General features: G+C 38.9%; 13 protein-coding genes. 8 read left to right on the top strand and 5 right to left on the bottom strand.

Translation table 11 applies throughout. The features are described from left to right. Positions 1-41 precede the first annotated feature (41 nt). Positions 42-551, bottom strand: coding sequence for a DUF6702 family protein (locus tag G0Q07_RS12080; protein ID WP_163346328.1), 510 nt, complete (start codon positions 549-551; stop codon positions 42-44). 34 nt (positions 552-585) lie between these two features. Between G0Q07_RS12080 and G0Q07_RS12085 the strand changes: the two genes are divergently transcribed. From G0Q07_RS12085 to G0Q07_RS12100, 4 genes are all read left to right on the top strand, one after another. Beyond that, entirely contained in the window at positions 586-1,164 is a 579-nt protein-coding gene (locus G0Q07_RS12085; RefSeq protein WP_163346329.1) for a HupE/UreJ family protein, read from the top strand. A gap of 146 nt (positions 1,165-1,310) precedes the next feature. Next, entirely contained in the window at positions 1,311-3,629 is a 2,319-nt protein-coding gene (locus tag G0Q07_RS12090) for a M1 family metallopeptidase (RefSeq protein ID WP_163346330.1), read from the top strand. Positions 3,630-3,696: 67 nt separating this feature from the next. Then, on the top strand, positions 3,697-3,954 hold the full coding sequence (locus tag G0Q07_RS12095) for an ATP-binding protein (RefSeq protein ID WP_163346331.1): 258 nt from the start codon (positions 3,697-3,699) through the stop codon (positions 3,952-3,954). Between the two features lie 391 nt (positions 3,955-4,345). Next, positions 4,346-6,523: a hybrid sensor histidine kinase/response regulator gene (locus G0Q07_RS12100; RefSeq protein ID WP_163346332.1), complete on the top strand. Its 2,178-nt coding sequence runs from the start codon at positions 4,346-4,348 to the stop codon at positions 6,521-6,523. Between the two features lie 171 nt (positions 6,524-6,694). Here G0Q07_RS12100 and G0Q07_RS12105 read toward each other — a convergent pair whose 3' ends face one another. Together G0Q07_RS12105 and G0Q07_RS12110 are read right to left on the bottom strand one after the other, a co-directional pair. Beyond that, the gene (locus G0Q07_RS12105) at positions 6,695-7,378 is read right to left on the bottom strand and encodes an ABC transporter ATP-binding protein (protein ID WP_163346333.1); all 684 of its coding nucleotides are present in this window, start codon (positions 7,376-7,378) and stop codon (positions 6,695-6,697) included. Next, positions 7,375-7,938, bottom strand: a complete 564-nt coding sequence (locus G0Q07_RS12110; protein WP_163346334.1) for an ATP-binding cassette domain-containing protein — start codon at positions 7,936-7,938, stop codon at positions 7,375-7,377. Before G0Q07_RS12110 ends, G0Q07_RS12105 begins: the two co-directional genes overlap by 4 nt. A 233-nt stretch (positions 7,939-8,171) precedes the next feature. Here G0Q07_RS12110 and G0Q07_RS12115 point away from each other — a divergent pair, with 233 nt between their 5' ends. After that, entirely contained in the window at positions 8,172-8,768 is a 597-nt protein-coding gene (locus tag G0Q07_RS12115) for a c-type cytochrome (RefSeq protein WP_203532533.1), read from the top strand. 164 nt (positions 8,769-8,932) lie between these two features. Here the strand turns inward: G0Q07_RS12115 and G0Q07_RS12120 are convergent, their stop codons facing one another. Beyond that, positions 8,933-10,990: an acetate--CoA ligase family protein gene (locus G0Q07_RS12120; protein ID WP_163346335.1), complete on the bottom strand. Its 2,058-nt coding sequence runs from the start codon at positions 10,988-10,990 to the stop codon at positions 8,933-8,935. 113 nt (positions 10,991-11,103) lie between these two features. Between G0Q07_RS12120 and G0Q07_RS12125 the strand changes: the two genes are divergently transcribed. The 3 genes from G0Q07_RS12125 to G0Q07_RS12135 all read left to right on the top strand — a co-directional run bounded on the left by G0Q07_RS12125 (position 11,104) and on the right by G0Q07_RS12135 (position 15,016). Next, positions 11,104-11,916, top strand: a complete 813-nt coding sequence (locus tag G0Q07_RS12125; protein ID WP_163346336.1) for a hypothetical protein — start codon at positions 11,104-11,106, stop codon at positions 11,914-11,916. Between the two features lie 131 nt (positions 11,917-12,047). Next, positions 12,048-13,025 (top strand): hypothetical protein, encoded by a 978-nt coding sequence (locus G0Q07_RS12130; RefSeq protein ID WP_163346337.1) that lies wholly within the window; start codon positions 12,048-12,050, stop codon positions 13,023-13,025. Positions 13,026-13,153: 128 nt separating this feature from the next. Beyond that, complete coding sequence (locus tag G0Q07_RS12135) at positions 13,154-15,016, top strand: helix-turn-helix domain-containing protein (protein ID WP_163346338.1); 1,863 nt, start codon at positions 13,154-13,156, stop codon at positions 15,014-15,016. A 167-nt stretch (positions 15,017-15,183) separates the two neighbouring features. On the opposite strand, the gene G0Q07_RS12140 is transcribed toward G0Q07_RS12135, so the two are convergent. Continuing rightward, on the bottom strand, positions 15,184-17,331 hold the full coding sequence (locus G0Q07_RS12140; protein ID WP_246222894.1) for a S46 family peptidase: 2,148 nt from the start codon (positions 17,329-17,331) through the stop codon (positions 15,184-15,186). Positions 17,332-17,485: the final 154 nt, after the last annotated feature.

Consider the following 17,485-nt stretch of genomic DNA (forward strand, 5'->3'; position numbering starts at 1 on the left):
CGATTATTCAAACCACAAATAAATTCTCATCCTGTTGATTTCTAATCAAAATTTAAGCGGCCTCTTGTTTCTCTTTTGCTTAATAACAGGTTTTTCATCTTGCCGTTTTTAGTTACCTGAATAATATTACTCTGGTCGCTGAACACATCAGTTAACAGGTAACAGCTAACTTCAATATTATTCAGTTCTACAATATCATCAATTTCCAGATAAGTCCAAACTACATCCTTCTCCATTTCTTTTCCAACAAATTTTGGTTCAACAGCTTTTTCGTTCACTTTGAAACGGATGTTTTGTTTCAAATAAGTATAAATGTATTCATCGGCATGTTCACTTTCTCTGCTTTCTCCCAGATAAAGCTTAGTATGGCCTTCTTCCGACAGGCCAGCCAAGAGATCATCGGCAAAGATCTTTACGGAAATTTCAAGCGATTGGTTTTGCTCATTATAATTAAGCTGGCAAATACTCACGTAAAAAGGATGTGCCTGCGAAAAAAACACCCCTAAAAAGAGAAACAAAACCGGTAGAATTAATTTTTTACTTATTTTCATGCCCTTCAAATTATAGGGCAAAAGTAAAAATTTTATGAGTTTATTCGAGATGTACCTCAAATTGGGGTTCAAACACATTATTGATATCCATGCTTACGACCACATTGTATTTGTTCTGGTGCTATGTGCCGGGTACTACCTAAACCACTTTAAAAAGGTGTTGATACTTATTACGGCTTTCACCATTGGTCATTCGGTTACGCTTGCCCTTTCAACCTTAAATATCGTTAACGTATCGTCCGATCTTATTGAGTTCCTGATACCGGCCACCATTTGTGTTACGGCCATTGCGAATATATTGCCGTTTAAAGCTAAAAATAACCGGATAGTTTATATACTTACTCTATTTTTCGGGCTTATCCACGGGTTGGGTTTTTCAAATTATCTGAAAGAATTACTGGGCCGCGAGTCGAACATTTTAACCCCACTACTGGCGTTTAATATTGGTCTTGAATTGGGGCAGATTCTTATTCTTGCCATATATTTAGCACTGCTGTTTATTACTGTTCAGCTGTTTAGGGTAAAAAACGATTTCTGGCGCACTTTTGTATCTGGAATGGCCTTCGGTATTTCTGTTATTTTAATGATAGAGAAAGCACCTGCCGTTTTTTAATCTTTGGCTCAACAACAAAACAAAAGTAATTACAAACTTTTGTAAACAATTTAGGATTTTTATGGTGGAATTTACAATAAGTTGAAAGTATTACTAATTTTGTTCTCCTACCATTTTGACATAGATAAAAGATATTTAATTACATAATGAAAAAATTAGCACTTTTTATTACTCTTTTCGTGTCTGCCTGTGTAGTCTCTGTGGCACAGGAGAACATTAACCTTAATAAGTTCAGACAGTTAAAACAAGAGTTATCAACACCAAATGTTTATCGTACGGCATCCGGAGCACCTGGACACGAATACTGGCAACAAAAGGCAGATTATAAAATGGCTATTCGACTGGATGATGAAAACCAGCGAATTTATGGAGAAGAAACGATTACCTACCACAACCAATCGCCCGATATTTTGAAATATTTATGGTTACAACTCGACCAGAATATGCGTGCACAAAATTCGGATACTTACAAAACCATGACATCCCGATTAAACCAGCGTGTTTCGTTCCGTCAGTTGAAACGTATGATGTACGATTTTGACGGTGGTTTTAAACTGGACTACGTGCAAGATGCCAATGGCAACGATTTACCGGCAACCATTAATAAAACCATGATGCGTGTTGATTTACCCGAAACCTTAAAACCGGGCGAATCATTTACTTTTAAAGTAAAATGGTGGTACAACATAAACGACCGCCTTACAGATGGAGGCCGCTCGGGGTACGAATATTTTAAAAACGAAGACAACTATATTTATACTATAGCACAGTTTTATCCACGCATGGCCGTTTACAACGAAGTGGAAGGCTGGCAGCACAAACAATTTCTTGGTACTGGTGAATTTACCCTGCCTTTTGGCGATTTTGAAGTAAAACTGACTGTACCTGCTGACCATGTTGTTGCAGCAACCGGAGTTCTGCAAAACACCAGCGAAGTATTAACGCGGGAGGAAATGGATCGTTTTGAAAAAGCGAAAACCAATACTGAAGATCCTGTTTTTATCGTTTCGCAGAAAGATGCTGAAAAAGCAGAGAAAGGGAAATCGAAAGAAGAAAAGACCTGGGTATTTAAAGCCGAAAATGTTCGCGATTTTGCATTTGCCAGTTCGCGTAAATTCATTTGGGATGCGATGCCTGTTAAATTTGGCGACCGCACCGTAATGGCCATGTCGTATTACCCAAAAGAAGGGAACCCGTTGTGGGAACAATATTCAACACGTGTAGTTGCACATACTGTAAAAACATATTCAAAATTCACTTTCGATTATCCTTACCCGGTAGCAATTTCGGTACATACCGACCGCATTGGAATGGAATACCCGATGATTTGCTTTAACGGTGGCCGCCCCGAAAGCGACGGTACTTACAGCAAACGCACCAAGTACGGAATGATTGGTGTAATCATTCACGAAGTGGGACATAACTTCTTCCCGATGATTGTAAACTCCGACGAACGCCAGTGGACCTGGATGGACGAAGGATTAAATACATTTGTACAGTTTTTAACCGAACAGGAATGGGAACCCAATTACCCGTCGTCGCGCGCAATAGCAAGTAATATTGTGCCTTACATGAGTGGCGACAAAAAATTTATTTCGCCAATAATGACCAACTCCGAATCGGTTTGGAACCTCGGTAGCAATGCTTACGCAAAACCAAGTACAGCATTGAATATTCTGCGCGAAACGGTAATGGGCCGCGACCTGTTCGACTATGCTTTTAAAGAATATGCACATCGCTGGATGTTTAAACACCCTACCCCGGCCGATTTCTTCCGCACCATGGAAGATGCTTCGGGTGTTGACCTTGACTGGTTCTGGCGCGGATGGTTTTTTACTACCGACCATTGCGATATTTCAATGGAAAATGTAAAGTGGTACCAGGCAAATACCAAAAATCCGGAGGTGGAAAAACCATTAAAAAAAGTCACCGACGAAGAAGCTGCTCTTTCAATTACCACAATGCGTAACAAAGCGTTTGCCGAAAATACCTACAGATCAAAACATCCGGCGGCGGAAGACTTCTACACCACTTACGACGAATATAAAGTAACCAAAGAAGATAAAGAGGAATACGACAAGTTTATAAAAAGTCTGCCTGACGAAGAAAAAGAATTGCTTGGCGCAAATCTGAACTTCTACCAAATCGATTTCAAAAACCTGGGAGGCCTGGTAATGCCGGTGATCTTAAAATTTAAATTTGTTGACGGTACAGAAGAGGTGCAGTATATTCCGGCAGAAATATGGCGCAAAAACAACGAAGAAGTATCAAAAGTATTTATGTTTGGTAAGGAGGTGGAGCAAATAACACTCGACCCTTATCGCGAAACTGCTGACACGGATTTAAACAACAACTTTTGGCCAACACGCAAACAACCAACCCGTTTCGAACTGTATAAATCAAGATATGGCGGTGGTCGTTACGGGGGTGCCCAAAACCCTATGCAGAAAGCAAAAAAGAAATAAGCCTAACCACGATTTCAGATAAATCGAAAAAGGAAGCACTCTGTTTTAGAGTTTGTTTCCTTTTTTTATGCAAAAATATCACTGCCCTGGCTCACCATGCTATAAAGTTTCGGACACCGGACAAGGTATAAAGCCGGAAGTAATCAATTCATTCTATAAATTTGCAACAAACACATCAACGATTGGCACAAATGGAGAAGTTGGTTCAGGATTGGTACTTGTGCTTTGTAAAGAGTTAGCATCAAGACTGAATGGTATAATCAATATTGAAAGCAATATTGGTGTTGGTGCCAAAGTTATGATTGACTTTCTATTGGTAGCGTAACAATTTATAAAATCTGAAAACACCAGGGCAGAACAAAATGCAAATGTAATGCAGGTTTTCGTTGGGAATCCAACTACGCTCGTTGTTGCAGCACCGCCACTTCGTCAGCCGGCTGGCTTAACTTATTGATTGACACCTAACTAATACCTTGATTGGGGAAAAAACTGCAATCCCTTACTAATCTTACTCCTCCGTTACAAACAATCCTGAAAAGCACACCTCGGGTAAAAATAAAGTATCCCACGGTGATTTCTTTATTTCCTGTACTTTTATGGAAATTCTCAATGAAATGCACCCTGACTCTGCATGAAAAATGTATTTAAAATATTTTCTGCTAAAATTGCTATATTTAGAGAATATAGGATTGATAACACTTTAGATATAGACATAAATGATAGTTAAAAATTCATTTATAATCGAGTTATTACAAAACACAGCCATATTGCTGGCTTTTGCAATGCTTTACGAAAACTTCTGGGTTAAAAATGAAGACTCTAAAGGTATAAGCGCAAAAATCCTTATTGGATTAATATTGAGTGGCATTGGGATTTTACTCATGTTTACTCCCTGGGAATTGGTTCCCGGTATTGTTTTCGATACACGATCAGTTATGATTTCCATATCGGGATTGTTTTTTGGACCAATTCCAACACTAATTACCATGACCATTACGAGTTTAGTAAGATTGTTTATTGGTGGAGACGGACAATGGATGGGAATTGCGGTAATAATATCCTCAGGCACAATAGGTTTGTCATGGAGATTTTTCAGACCAAATTGGAGAAAATACAATAATTATTTAGAATTATTAGCAATGGGAATTCTGGTGCATATTGTAATGTCGTTATGTGCATTCTTACTGCCCAGTGATCAAATTATAAGTACTCTAAGAACGATTGCTCTTCCTCTTATTTTTATTTATTCGCCAGCCACAATGCTGCTTGGCATTATTATGTTAAAACAATATAATAATGCACAGAATAGCATTGCTCAGTTAAAATTAATTGAATCGGAACGAAAATTTACACAGATTCTGGATAGTGGCAATATCGTATCGCTATTATTGAATAAAGACGGTAGTATTAAATATTGTAATAGTTATTTTTTGCGAGTTACCGGATATACGAAGGATGAAGTTATAGGTAAAAACTGGTTTAAAATATTTATTCCAGATGATATAACAAATAGAGTATTTCAAATTTTTTCAGACAGTATCAATTCAAATAATATTGTGGAAAACTATGAGAACATGATACTTTCTAAGAATAATGAACGACTATATATTTCATGGTATAATACACTTCTGCATTCTGAATCAAAGGAGATAACGGGAGTTGCCTGTATTGGAGTAAACATTACTAAAAATAAAGTTTATGAAACAGAATTGGAAGAAAAAAATAGGGAGTACGAACAAATAAATCGAAAACTAATTGAAGCCAAAGAAAAAGCAGAAGAAAGCGACCGATTAAAATCAGCTTTTCTTGCTAATATGAGTCATGAGATTCGCACTCCTATGAATGGAATTTTAGGATTTTCAGAACTGTTAAAAGCGCCTAATCTTTCGGGTAAAAATCAGCAAGAGTACATTCAATTAATAGAAAAAGCTGGTATAAGAATGCTCAACATTATTAATGATATCATTGATTTATCAAAAATTGAATCAGGACAAATGTCTCTTTCTATTTCAGAAATTGAGGTCAATGATACACTTGATTATACGTATTACTTATTCAAACAGGAAGCAATCAAGAAAGGACTACAGTTTTCACTTAAAAACAAACTGCCTTCAAATCAAACTATAATTCTAACGGATAAAGAAAAAATCTTTGCAATTCTTACAAACCTTGTTAAGAATGCGATTAAGTATACTGATGAGGGTACAATTGAATTTGGATGTAAGAAGAAAAGCGGATATGTAGAATTTTTTGTAACAGATACAGGGCTGGGAATTTCTAAAGATAAACAGAAAAAAATATTTGAACGCTTTATTCAGGCTGACATCGAAGATAAAATGGCACGACAGGGCGCTGGATTAGGCTTGTCTATTTCTAAAGCATATGCTGAATTGCTCGGTGGTAAAATTTGGGTGGAAAGCGAAAAAGGCACTGGCTCAACTTTTTATTTCACCTTACCTTACAACACTGAACCGAATGAAAATAAGGTTGTTGGGGAAGTTATTTCAAAGGAAAACGCTGACAAAAAAACTGAAAATATGAATATATTAATTGTTGATGACGATAAAACATCGGAAATATTGATATCAACATTTATTAAGGAAGTAAGCCAGAAAATTATTGCAGCGACAACGGGAATTGAAGCCGTTGAAATGTGCCGCAAAAATCCTGATATCGATTTAATTCTGATGGATATTCAAATGCCTGTTATGAACGGTTACGAAGCGACACGACAAATCAGAAAGTTCAATGAAGATGTAATAATTATTGCACAAACAGCTTTTGCATTCTCCAGCGACAGAGAAAAGGCATTGGAAGCAGGCTGCAATGATTACATTTCAAAACCAATTGATAAAAATGAATTATTGGCTTTAATTAAAAAGTATGTAAAGTAATTCCAATACAACTATTGTCAACCAGAGATCAAAAAAACAAAGTACATGGCTGAAACAAAAGCTATATGCCATGCAAGATTCTGAATTGAATAAGTAATCCAATAACAGCTTTTCATTGTAATGCTGTCAATTCGTCTTTGGCAATTTGACTCAGTTCCGTCATTACAGCCATTAGCTCTTCACCTCTCCCACCGAACCCTTTTCGGAAGGAATGAGTTCAAAAACAAACTGTGGTTTTAAATCGGGCTCCGTACGATGCGAAACATAAAGAATAGCCGTTTGGCTTTCATCGGCAATTTTATTGATGAGTGCCGAAAGTAGTGCTGCACTTTGATCATCCAAACCGGTTGAAGGCTCGTCCAAAATAAGTAAAGGCGGGTGTTTTATCATGGCGCGGGCAATCAGCACCATGCGCCGGTTCACCTGCGAGAGATCAACAAAAGCGTAATTACTTTTTGCTTCCAGCCCCAAAACCTTTAGCCACTCGTTGGCCACGTGTTTTTGTATTTCGCTTGCTTTGTGGTACAAGCCTATGGAATCGTGAAAACCGGAAATTACCATCTCTTCAGCTGTATGACGGCGTTTAAATAATTCCATCATCGACGGCGTAAAATAACCCATTTCCCTTTTGATCTCCCATATACTTTCGCCCGTCCCTTTCCGGCGGCCAAACAGTTCGATATTTTGCCCAAAAGCTTTAGGATTATCGCCGTTTATCATGGTAAGAATGGTAGTTTTCCCCGATCCGTTGGGCCCTTTCAATTGCCAAAACTCACCGGCTCTTATTGTCCAGTTAATTTTGTTAAGAATTTGTCGTTCATGGTATTTTACCGAAACGTTCCTTAGCTTTATCAACTCTTTGAAGCTATCAGTTTGTTCGTGTATAGGCCCCGGAATATCAACGTTAAAATGCTCTTCTTCTTCCGATTCATATTTTTCCAGGTATTTTTTATTCCATCGGCGTAAACTACTTCTCCATTCTCAACACGCATGGCATGCCGGATAAAGGGCAACAGATCGTTCTTTCGTTTAAACACCTGAATCACCATCATTTCCCTGGCGATTGTCTCTAAACGCGCTTTTAAATGTTTTACCGAGGCCACATCCAGCGCATCAAAAGGATTATCCAACACAATAAACCCAGGTTTTGTACCGATTAGAAATTCCAGGAGTACCTTTTTCTGTTCACCACTGGATAAAGTACGTATACTTCGCCCGTATTTTTTCGTCAGTTCAAAATTATCGTGCTTAAACTCCTCTTCGATAAACCGCGTCAGCGTAGTATTCGAAAAAAGCACTCCCCTTTTTCCCCTCAGCTCCGGGAAATAATCACGGCATTCACCTTTTAATAGCTTTTTAATAAATGGCGAATTCATGGCCAGGTCATCGCCATTTAAAGCAATATGTTGATGCATATTCCGGTGTTTTGATTTCGCCAAATTAGAAATATCTAAGCAATTACACTATGAACTTCCTTCGATATAAGAAATTCCATATTACTTTTTATTTTGAATTAATCTTAATAAGATGTAAATTGATGATAGTAAATCTCCGGCATACTCATTTAAATCGATAAAAGATCAAAAGTCAGCCTGCTTTAAAAGGAAAGTGAGACTAACTGTGATATGTATAACTTAATTTAAAAACGATGAGAAAGAACAATTTTGTTTGGCTGATGTTTGCAGCTTTTTGCTTAAGCCTGTTGAACTTTTCGTGCACGAACAGTACAAAACCATCAGCAGGAGAGACTGATCCACCTGCACTTTCGGCAGACGAACTGGTGGTTCGTGGTGAGTACCTGGTAACAATTATGGGATGTAACGATTGCCATTCTCCAAAACGAATGGGGCCCAATGGCCCTGAACTAATTCCTGAGTTACTTTTATCGGGCTACCCCGGCGATCGTCCAATACTTGATTTTGATTCTACGCTTACAAATAATGGATTTGCGGTGTTTTATCCCGATCTTACCGGCAGTGCAGGTCCCTGGGGAATGTCGTTTGCTGCCAACCTTACACCCGATGCAACAGGTATTGGCACCTGGACCGAAGAACAATTTAAAAAGGCTTTAAAAGAAGGTAAGTATAAAGGATTGGACGGTACACGAATGTTATTGCCTCCCATGCCTGTTTTGAATTTCAGAGACATAAAAGACGAGGATGTAAAAGCAATCTTTGCTTACTTAAAAAGTTTAAAGCCGGTTCATAATGTTGTTCCGGCTGCTATTCCTCCGGGTAATATGTAAAGCATAATTCAGTGTCATGTAATAAGCTGTCTCAATAGTCAAGAGAGTAGTTAATAACTACTGAACTTTGAATCAGGGTCCACCAATAAGTTTTTAACATTCTGAAACAAGTTCTGAATCACCTATCAATTGATTATTGAGACAGCCTTCTATTTATATGTCTGTTACCGTTCAATTCGAATGCGTGCATCCACCGCCAGAATCTCCTGTTCGTTACCCAGTAGCGGATTAATATCAATCTCTTTAATCTCGGTGGCATTACGCAGCAACCACGACAAGCGCACAATAATATCCACATACTTATCGATATTTACTCCTTCCTGCTTGCGGAATCCTTTCAGTATTTTGTACGATTTCAGACTGTTAACCATCGACCGTGCTTCATCATGTGTTAGTGGCGCCAGTCCAGAGGCCACATCCTTCATCACTTCCACATAAATTCCGCCCATTCCGCACAACACAACGTGCCCAAATGTTTCTTCATAGGTAGCACCCAAAAACAGCTCGCTACCCGATGCCATTTGTGCGATAAGTACTCCTTCTGTTCCTTCAATTTCAAACAGGTGATGAAATTCTTTACGCACCTGGGTCACACTTCTAACATTCAGAATTACCCCACCAACTTCTGTCTTATGCACCGGTCCAACCACTTTCATTACTACCGGAAAACCAAGATTCATAGCTGCCAACACTGCTTCAGATTCGGATTTGGCTACCATTTCTTTTACTCGTGGAATTCCCGCTAAATCAAATAATTTATGAATCACTTCGGGCGGCTGATAACCATTTTCTGTAGCTGCAATAACCGCTTTAAGAGCCTCCGTATCAACCCCGTCAGCTTCTTCCGTTTCAGCAACAGGCTTTGATGTATTCATTACTTTTGTTAATGCACGCCCGAGCAGCACTTCATCAGGGAAGTTCACATTCCCACGCGATAAAAAGTGGGCAACATCATCTTTCACATTTATAATCGATGGCAAAATAGGGTAAATGGGTTTTTTACAGACTTTCATTTTTTCGGAAAGCACTTCGTACACATCGCCAATTGGAAATAATCCCGGGCTTCCGTATATTACAGCCATACCGTCAATATCAAAATCATTTTCGCAGGCATCGATAATATGTCCCAGTTGTTCTGCGGTACCTGTTGCCAGAAAATCGATAGGATTTTCAACTGATGATCCCGGAAATAACTTTTGCAGTAACAACTTCTTCGCTTCAGAATCGGCAATTTCGGGTATTTTTAATCCACCATCTTCAAGGGCATCGGTAAGCATCACTCCCGGACCACCAGCATGCGTAACAATTGCTAGTTTTTCGCCATGTAGTCCCTTGCACATAAATACGCTGGCAACAGTAGTCAGCTCCTCTCGACCATAGCAACGCACAATTCCGGCTTTTCGGAATAAAGCTTCCACCGCCGCATCGGAACTGGTGAGTGCCCCGGTGTGCGACGAAGCAGCACGGCTTCCGGCTGATGAACTTCCAGCTTTAATGGCGGCAATTTTGCATCCTTTTCGGATTAATGAAGTAGCATGATGTAATAACTTATCCGGATTGTTAATATTCTCGATATAAAGCAGTTTTACGCGCGGACTAACGCCATCTTCATAATGTTCGTCCAAATAGGCCAGAACGTCTTCAACACCAACCTGAGCACTGTTACCCACAGAAAATACATTGGCAAAACGCAATCCTTTCGGGATACCCGATTCCATGATAAAAACCGCAGTTGCCCCCGATCCGGAAATAAAATCGCAACCTTCGTGAGTTAATTCAGGAATTGGTGTTGTAAATACGCTGGCATGCCACGGCGTCATCACTCCAATACAGTTTGGGCCGATTAAACAAGCGTCGTGCTCCTCAACCACTTTTACAATTTGTTGTTCAAGCTCTTTTCCGGCATCACTGGTTTCGCCAAAACCAGCCGAAATAATAATAAAAGCTTTGGTGTTGTTTTGTTCTGCCAGATCGGTAACGGTTTGCAAACAAAATTTTGCAGGAATGGCCAAAATCCCCAGATCAACTTCGGGTAATTCCGCTACATCGGGAAATGAGGGAATCCCCTGAATTTTTGATTCGTTGGGATTAATGGCAAAAAGATCGCCGGTAAAATTATGATCCAGCAGGTTTTTTATGATTTTCCCACCGGGTTTGGCAATATTGTTTGATGCCCCAACAACTACAATACTGTTGGGCCTGAGCAATTTTTCGTTTATCATAGTTCATTCTTTAGCAGCATAAAAGTAGGTAAATCCATGTTAACCTTTCCTGATTTTTTTCAACAACAAAAAAAAGCATGGACGAAATAGTTATTTTTACTTGAAAAACTAATATGACAGATAGCAAAGAGCAGAAAATAGTTGTTTATACCGAGTTGAAAGAAACGGATCAGAACCTGATTCTTCATGGTCTGAAATTGGCAGCTATCTTCAAAAAAGAGCTTTGTTTACTCTATAATTATCATCCTAAACAGAAAAAACAGCGTGATGAGTTGAAAGAAAAGCTTCAAAAATATGCTGCAATCGTAAAACAGGAAATGCCAGAGCAAAAAGTATCGACACTTTTGACCTCTGAGAGTCAAACAGAGTTGCCCGACCTGCTTGCCATAGATTATGAAGCGATAATGATAGTATTGAATTCCTTAAATTTTAAACGCTATTCAACAGCATTGGCCGAAACTTCTATTCCTTTTTTGTTTGTTCATCCTGAATCGAAAATAACGGATTACAATCACTTAGTACAGCCCATAGACCTACGTAAAGAAATAAGCGACAGTTCGTTGTGGTGCTCGTATTTTGGAAGATTTTATGGTGCGCAGATTGTTACAATTGCAGCCAGAGACAAAACACAAGAAGCCAAAAACAAGGTGTACAAGAATACTGCATTGACACGGAAATTGTATAAGAAATTCAAGATTACACATAAATGTTTTAAAGGAAGTAAGTCGAGTTTACGCAATGTTTTTGAAGCACTTGAACTGGCTCTGGCATCGGACTGTAACTTGTTGGTAATTTTGGGAAGTTCGAGCATTACACCACTCGATCTTTTGGTGGGGTTACCCGAAAGAAAGATTATCAACCATGCGGGCAAATTGCCGGTAATGGTGATCAACCCACGAAAAGACAATTATATTTTGTGCGACTAAACTTAGTTCTTAATCTCAGTTGCCAGTCGCAGTGTTCAATTTCACAATTAAACAGTTTGGCAATTTAAGAGTTTTTCAATTAATCATTTTGATAAAGGTTTTACTACATTCGCAATGAAATTCTGAAATCAATGAAAAAAGCACTTATTATAATTTTCTTTTTCAGTGCATTGTTCTCGCAGGCACAGGAATTTAACTACCAGTTTTTGTTTGAAGGCATTGGCGATAACCGCGAGTTTACGCAACCTTTTGCTTATCCGCAAACCATAATGGGAAGCCGCGGTGCTTTTGAAATTGGCGTTGATATTGACAATCATCAGCTGCGTGGAGGCTTGAGTCACCTGATTGAATTTGGCAGCGATATGGATGCACAGAAACCAAAGTTAACGCTGTATTATCAGTTTCAGGATAAAGATAAGGAGTTTGCATTTGGTGCTTTTCCGCGCCGTAACAAAATTGATTTCCCGCTGGCCATGTTAACAGATACCCTACTTTACTACCGCCCAAATATTGAAGGAATGTTTGGAGAAATTAGCTGGGACTGGGGGCATCAGAATGGTTTTGTAGACTGGGTTGGCCGCCAAACCGAAATACAACGCGAACAATTTATGGCCGGACTTTCGGGCGAGATCTTTTATAAAAATTTGTTTTTGCAGAATTATCTGTTGATGTTTCATAATGCACACACACTGCACAACGATCCACCATTGCACATTGAAGATTATATGGGGTTGGCCCTGCAGGGAGGAATTCGGGTACCTGAAAATATAGCGGTTCAGGGTCACCTGAAGATGGGACTTTTAACATCGCAATATCGCGAGCGCAATGTTACAGATGGTTACGAAACAGCCAGCAGCTTTTTTGCCGAAGCCATAATGCGTTATAAAAACTTCGGAATAAAATCGGTTATGAATCTTGGTGCCGGACACAAATTTGCTTATGGCGATCCGTATTACCGGGCAAAAAACTACTCGCGCACCGATCTGATCTGGTATTTTATTAACCACGAAAAGATAAAAGGGAAATTCAACCTTTCGATGCATTTTATTGATTGGGATACACTTGACCAGCAACAGCAGCTTTCTATCATTTATGTTTTTGGCAAGTAGTGTCAATTAAATGAAGTAGTAGGTTCGCAGTATCCCTTGCCGCTAAATGTTTTATTAAACATTATAAGTTAGTTGCTTATTTCACAGAAAGCATTTAACTTAATCACGCGATAAAAATCAAAAGCAAAATGCTGAGAACCTCTGCCTTAATAATTCTGCTGATTATTATTAAAGCCTCCCTGAACTTAAACGGGAACACAAATAATAAGCAACAGCAGATTATTCCAACCGATAAAAACGGTCTCACAATATACTTCGCTAATTGTTTAGAGCACCAGAAAAGAAATACTGAAATCGGGAAGAAAAATATTCAGTGGTTAATTACTAACAGAACAAAATATTTCAACACCGACAATGTTTTCTCTAAAACCACTTTTTACTGTGAAATGTCCAGCAACAATAACGCGATTGAGAAACATGACCTAACTAACTTATACCTTGATTCCGCTTTGCAGATTTTACCCGCTAAGCTTTTCCCTGAGCTAAATTTCAAAATATTAGAGTACGGTGAGCAAATGGCAAGGCGTAACCGTACTTATGCAGTGCAAATTAGCTATCTGAAACGCATGTATAATTCAGGATTACTACCAAAGACATCCAAAAAGCTGGCAGACATTTTACTGGATATTGCTGAGTATTCGTGGAACATGCATAAGTACGACCAATCAACGGAATACTGTAAAAAGGTTCTTCCTGTTATCCAGGCTCAATCTTATTGGGAAGGTAAAATACGTGCCTTGCTACTTATGTATCATAATTCACATTTCAGCACCAACGACACAACATGGCACAGTTATCTTGATCAAGCCCTTAAAATTGCAGAACAGTCAGGAGATTCTACTCAACTAAGTAAAGTCTATTACACTATTGGTTATTCCCATTATCGCGAAAACGAGCATATTAAAGCAATCGACTATTACAAAAAGTCACGATCATTTGAAAGGATAAAAGGGAGTCCGGCAGAGTTAACTACTGCCATTATGCAAAAACTAAGCTATTCGATAGCAGACAGTGTGGAAGCTGTAAACAAAACTTCAGCATATATTATTGAACAAGGCAAAAAAAACAATTTATACAATGTTTTGGGTAATGCCTACCGGAGCAGAGCGTGGTATTTTGCCAAAATCGGCCAAAAAGATTCGGCTAGTAATTATTTAAAGAAAGCCTTTGATCATCGTCAATCGTTTAACGATAAAAAAGATGCATCGCCAGGTTTTTACTATTATTTGTATGAAGTCGCGATGCTGATCCCTGACTTTGAGCTGGCCTTAAAATATCTCAATCTTTCGGCTGCTCAAACCAGGCAAATTAGCATGAAAACCAATGCTAAGGAGCTGGGAGCTGCACGTGCTGACCTTGATTATCTATTGCAACGCGAACGTATTGATCGACTTACATTAGAGAATAATTTAGAACACGAGAAAACAAAAAAACAAAAAGTTATAATTTTTGCTGTATTAAGTATATCGTTTTTAGGATTAGTTTTTCTGTTCATTGTTCGTAGAAATCACAAAAAACTAAACTCCACATACTACGAATTGGTGAAAAAGAACAAAGAACTGGACAAAGTCAATCAGCAACTCAGAAAAGCAGAATACAACTCTAAACAGAACGGGAACAATCACTCAAACGGGAAATCGATAAAAGATGAAGATGTGCTATACAGGAATTTAAAAATACTTTTTGAGGAGGATAAAATATACAAAGATCCGCACCTTTCTATCCGAAAACTTGCAGATCATCTTGGTACCAATACAACTTATCTCTCAATGGTAATAAATCATCGCTTTGAAGAATCTTTTAAAACTATACTTAATAAATATCGGGTAAACGAGGCACGATTAATTCTTGAAACCAAACAATATGCCAACTTAACGATTGAAGGTATTGCTGAAAAAGTGGGTTACCATTCGCGCTCTACGTTTTACAACGCGTTTAAAGAAATTACCGGTCTAACTCCAACTCAGTACCTTAATAATATTGTAAATTAGAATCAGTCGTGAAATTACACTTAACAATAAATGGCGAGAAATACAATTACCGAAGGTGTTTGCACAATAAAAACCAAGAAGGATTAAAACTAGAAAAGGACGTCATCAGTTATTATATACGGATGACATCCTTTCCCTCAACCTTCGAGTTTCAGCCAGCCTGCTTGCTAGTCAACAATCTCCATTTCATCCAACAAATAACCGGCACCGGCAAATTTATCGATGATGAAAAGTGCATATCGGATGTCTAGCGAAATATTACGGCACACTTCCGGATCGTACATAATATCGCTCATGGTTCCTTCCCAGCAGCGATCGAAATTTACGCCAATTAGCTCTCCGTTACCGTTTACCACCGGACTTCCTGAGTTGCCTCCGGTGGTGTGGTTAGAGGCCGTAAAACACACCGGTACTGTGCCATCCACTTCGTACCTGCCAAAATCACTATTCCTGTATAATTCCTTTAAACGCTCAGGCACGTCGTAATCATAAATCGCGGGATTATCCTTTTCCATAATGCCTGTAAGCGTTGTGTAGTACTTGTATTCAACACCATCAGTTGGCTCGTAACCTTCAACTTTTCCGTAGCCTACACGCAAGGTAAGGTTGGCATCAGGATAAAAAGCCTGCCCCTTTTTCATCTCCATCAATCCGGCCATGTATACTTTCATATTTTCATCAATGGATTTGTTGATCTTTCGCACCTCCGAAATAATATCTTTTTCGTAAATAAAATTCAGTTTGTTGAACAGTTCAATAACAGGGTCTTTGCGCAGTTTTATCAGTTGTTTCTCTGATCCGTTTTCAAGCAGATCCTCCAGCTTTTCGCGATCGGTTAAAACAGATTTCCGGTAAACCTTTTTAATGAGTTTTTCCTGATCGTACTTATTTATTGTTTCCACCACATCAGCAGGTAAAAACGATGCATCAAGACCATTTATCAACTCGGGCATTAAGGCGGCAAACAAAGCTTCGTCGGTTGGCTGATTAAAATCTTTATAAAAGCCGGAAAGCCTTTTCAGCATAGCCGAACGCATGCTTTCCGCTCTTTCAGTCTGGCCGTTCTCAATATTGTTAATGATAGAATTTAGGGTGCGTGCCTGCCCGAACACCTCAACTCCACGCAGCACTATTTCCCGGTAATAATCGTATGCTTTTATGTAGTGTGCATAGTCGGAATACAGCTCGTCAAATGCAACAAAAACTTCTTTGTATTTGTTATCCCAGGTATTGTTTTGCTGTGCCCACTTTTTGAATTCTTCTTCGTAGGCCAGCTTCTTATTAATAGCATCCAAACGTTTTAATCCTTTAATTTCACCCTGCCATTTTTTCCATGCGTTGCTTATCGATTGGTATTTTGCAGCATACTGAATACGAATTTTCGGATCCGATTTCATATCGTTTCCAATAATATCCAGTTTTTTATCGCGCAACATAATGCGGTCCGGATCGCGCTGGTTCATGGTTATATCAACCGCTTGGTGTGGCCAGTATTGCATGGTAGATCCGGGATTACCAAAGACCATTGTAAAATCGCCGGGCTGAATTCCTTTCATCGAAACCGGAAATGATTTCTTTGGTTTAAATGGTACGTTGTCAGGCGAATATTCTGCCGGCTCGTTGTTCTCATCAGCATAAATTCTGAAAAGTGAAAAATCGCCGGTGTGCCGTGGCCACATCCAGTTATCAGTATCGCCGCCAAATTTTCCGATGGCCGATGGTGGTGCTCCAACCAGGCGTACATCTTTATAAACCTTGTAAACATACAGGAAATACTGGTTCCCATAAAAAAGCGGTTTTACCGAAGCAGTGTATTTTCCCTCTTTTTTGGCTTCCTTAATTATCCGGCCGGTATTTTCTTTAATCTTTTTGTCCTTTTCTTCGCCTTCAATATTTTCTGTTCCATCCATTACTTTATCGGTAACGTCTTCCATATATTCCAGAAAACTCACTGTTAAACGTTCGTTTGGCAGTTCTTCATCGCGGCTCATGGCCCAAAAACCGTTGGTCAGGTAATCGTGTTCCACCGTACTGTGCGACTGAATCTGCCGATATCCGCAATGGTGGTTGGTAATCAACAGCCCTTCATCCGAAATCAGTTCGCCGGTACATCCGCCACCAAAAATTACCACTGCATCTTTCATGCTCGACTGGTTCACATCATAAATATCTTCAGCAGTAAGTTTAAAACCCATTTCCTGCATTTCTGCCAGGTTGTATTTCTCCAGCAGAATAGGAATCCACATTCCTTCTTTTGCCGAAAGCTGAAACAGACTTAAACCAAGTAATAATAGCAATAAACTCTTTTTCATCATTCTTTAAAAATTTTAAAGCGTTAAAGAGAATAAAACTGCGGAAATAAAACAATGATTAATAACATTTTGATTGGTGGATTTTTTTGAACTTTTCTTTGGCAATCCTGTTTGCATAAAGAACCAAAATGCCGGCACAATTTATAGAATTGTAAAT

Source organism: Draconibacterium halophilum (assembly GCF_010448835.1).
Lineage (GTDB): Bacteria > Bacteroidota > Bacteroidia > Bacteroidales > Prolixibacteraceae > Draconibacterium > Draconibacterium halophilum.

Bases quoted from the DNA above. Each gene is read 5' to 3' on its own strand.
- G0Q07_RS12080 (WP_163346328.1), bottom strand. From the start codon at position 551: ATGAAAATAAGTAAAAAATTAATTCTACCGGTTTTGTTTCTCTTTTTA.
- G0Q07_RS12085 (WP_163346329.1), top strand. From the start codon at position 586: ATGAGTTTATTCGAGATGTACCTCAAATTGGGGTTCAAACACATTATT.
- G0Q07_RS12090 (WP_163346330.1), top strand. From the start codon at position 1,311: ATGAAAAAATTAGCACTTTTTATTACTCTTTTCGTGTCTGCCTGTGTA.
- G0Q07_RS12095 (WP_163346331.1), top strand. From the start codon at position 3,697: ATGCAAAAATATCACTGCCCTGGCTCACCATGCTATAAAGTTTCGGAC.
- G0Q07_RS12100 (WP_163346332.1), top strand. From the start codon at position 4,346: ATGATAGTTAAAAATTCATTTATAATCGAGTTATTACAAAACACAGCC.
- G0Q07_RS12110 (WP_163346334.1), bottom strand. From the start codon at position 7,938: ATGCATCAACATATTGCTTTAAATGGCGATGACCTGGCCATGAATTCG.
- G0Q07_RS12115 (WP_203532533.1), top strand. From the start codon at position 8,172: ATGAGAAAGAACAATTTTGTTTGGCTGATGTTTGCAGCTTTTTGCTTA.
- G0Q07_RS12120 (WP_163346335.1), bottom strand. From the start codon at position 10,990: ATGATAAACGAAAAATTGCTCAGGCCCAACAGTATTGTAGTTGTTGGG.
- G0Q07_RS12125 (WP_163346336.1), top strand. From the start codon at position 11,104: ATGACAGATAGCAAAGAGCAGAAAATAGTTGTTTATACCGAGTTGAAA.
- G0Q07_RS12130 (WP_163346337.1), top strand. From the start codon at position 12,048: ATGAAAAAAGCACTTATTATAATTTTCTTTTTCAGTGCATTGTTCTCG.
- G0Q07_RS12135 (WP_163346338.1), top strand. From the start codon at position 13,154: ATGCTGAGAACCTCTGCCTTAATAATTCTGCTGATTATTATTAAAGCC.
- G0Q07_RS12140 (WP_246222894.1), bottom strand. From the start codon at position 17,331: ATGATGAAAAAGAGTTTATTGCTATTATTACTTGGTTTAAGTCTGTTT.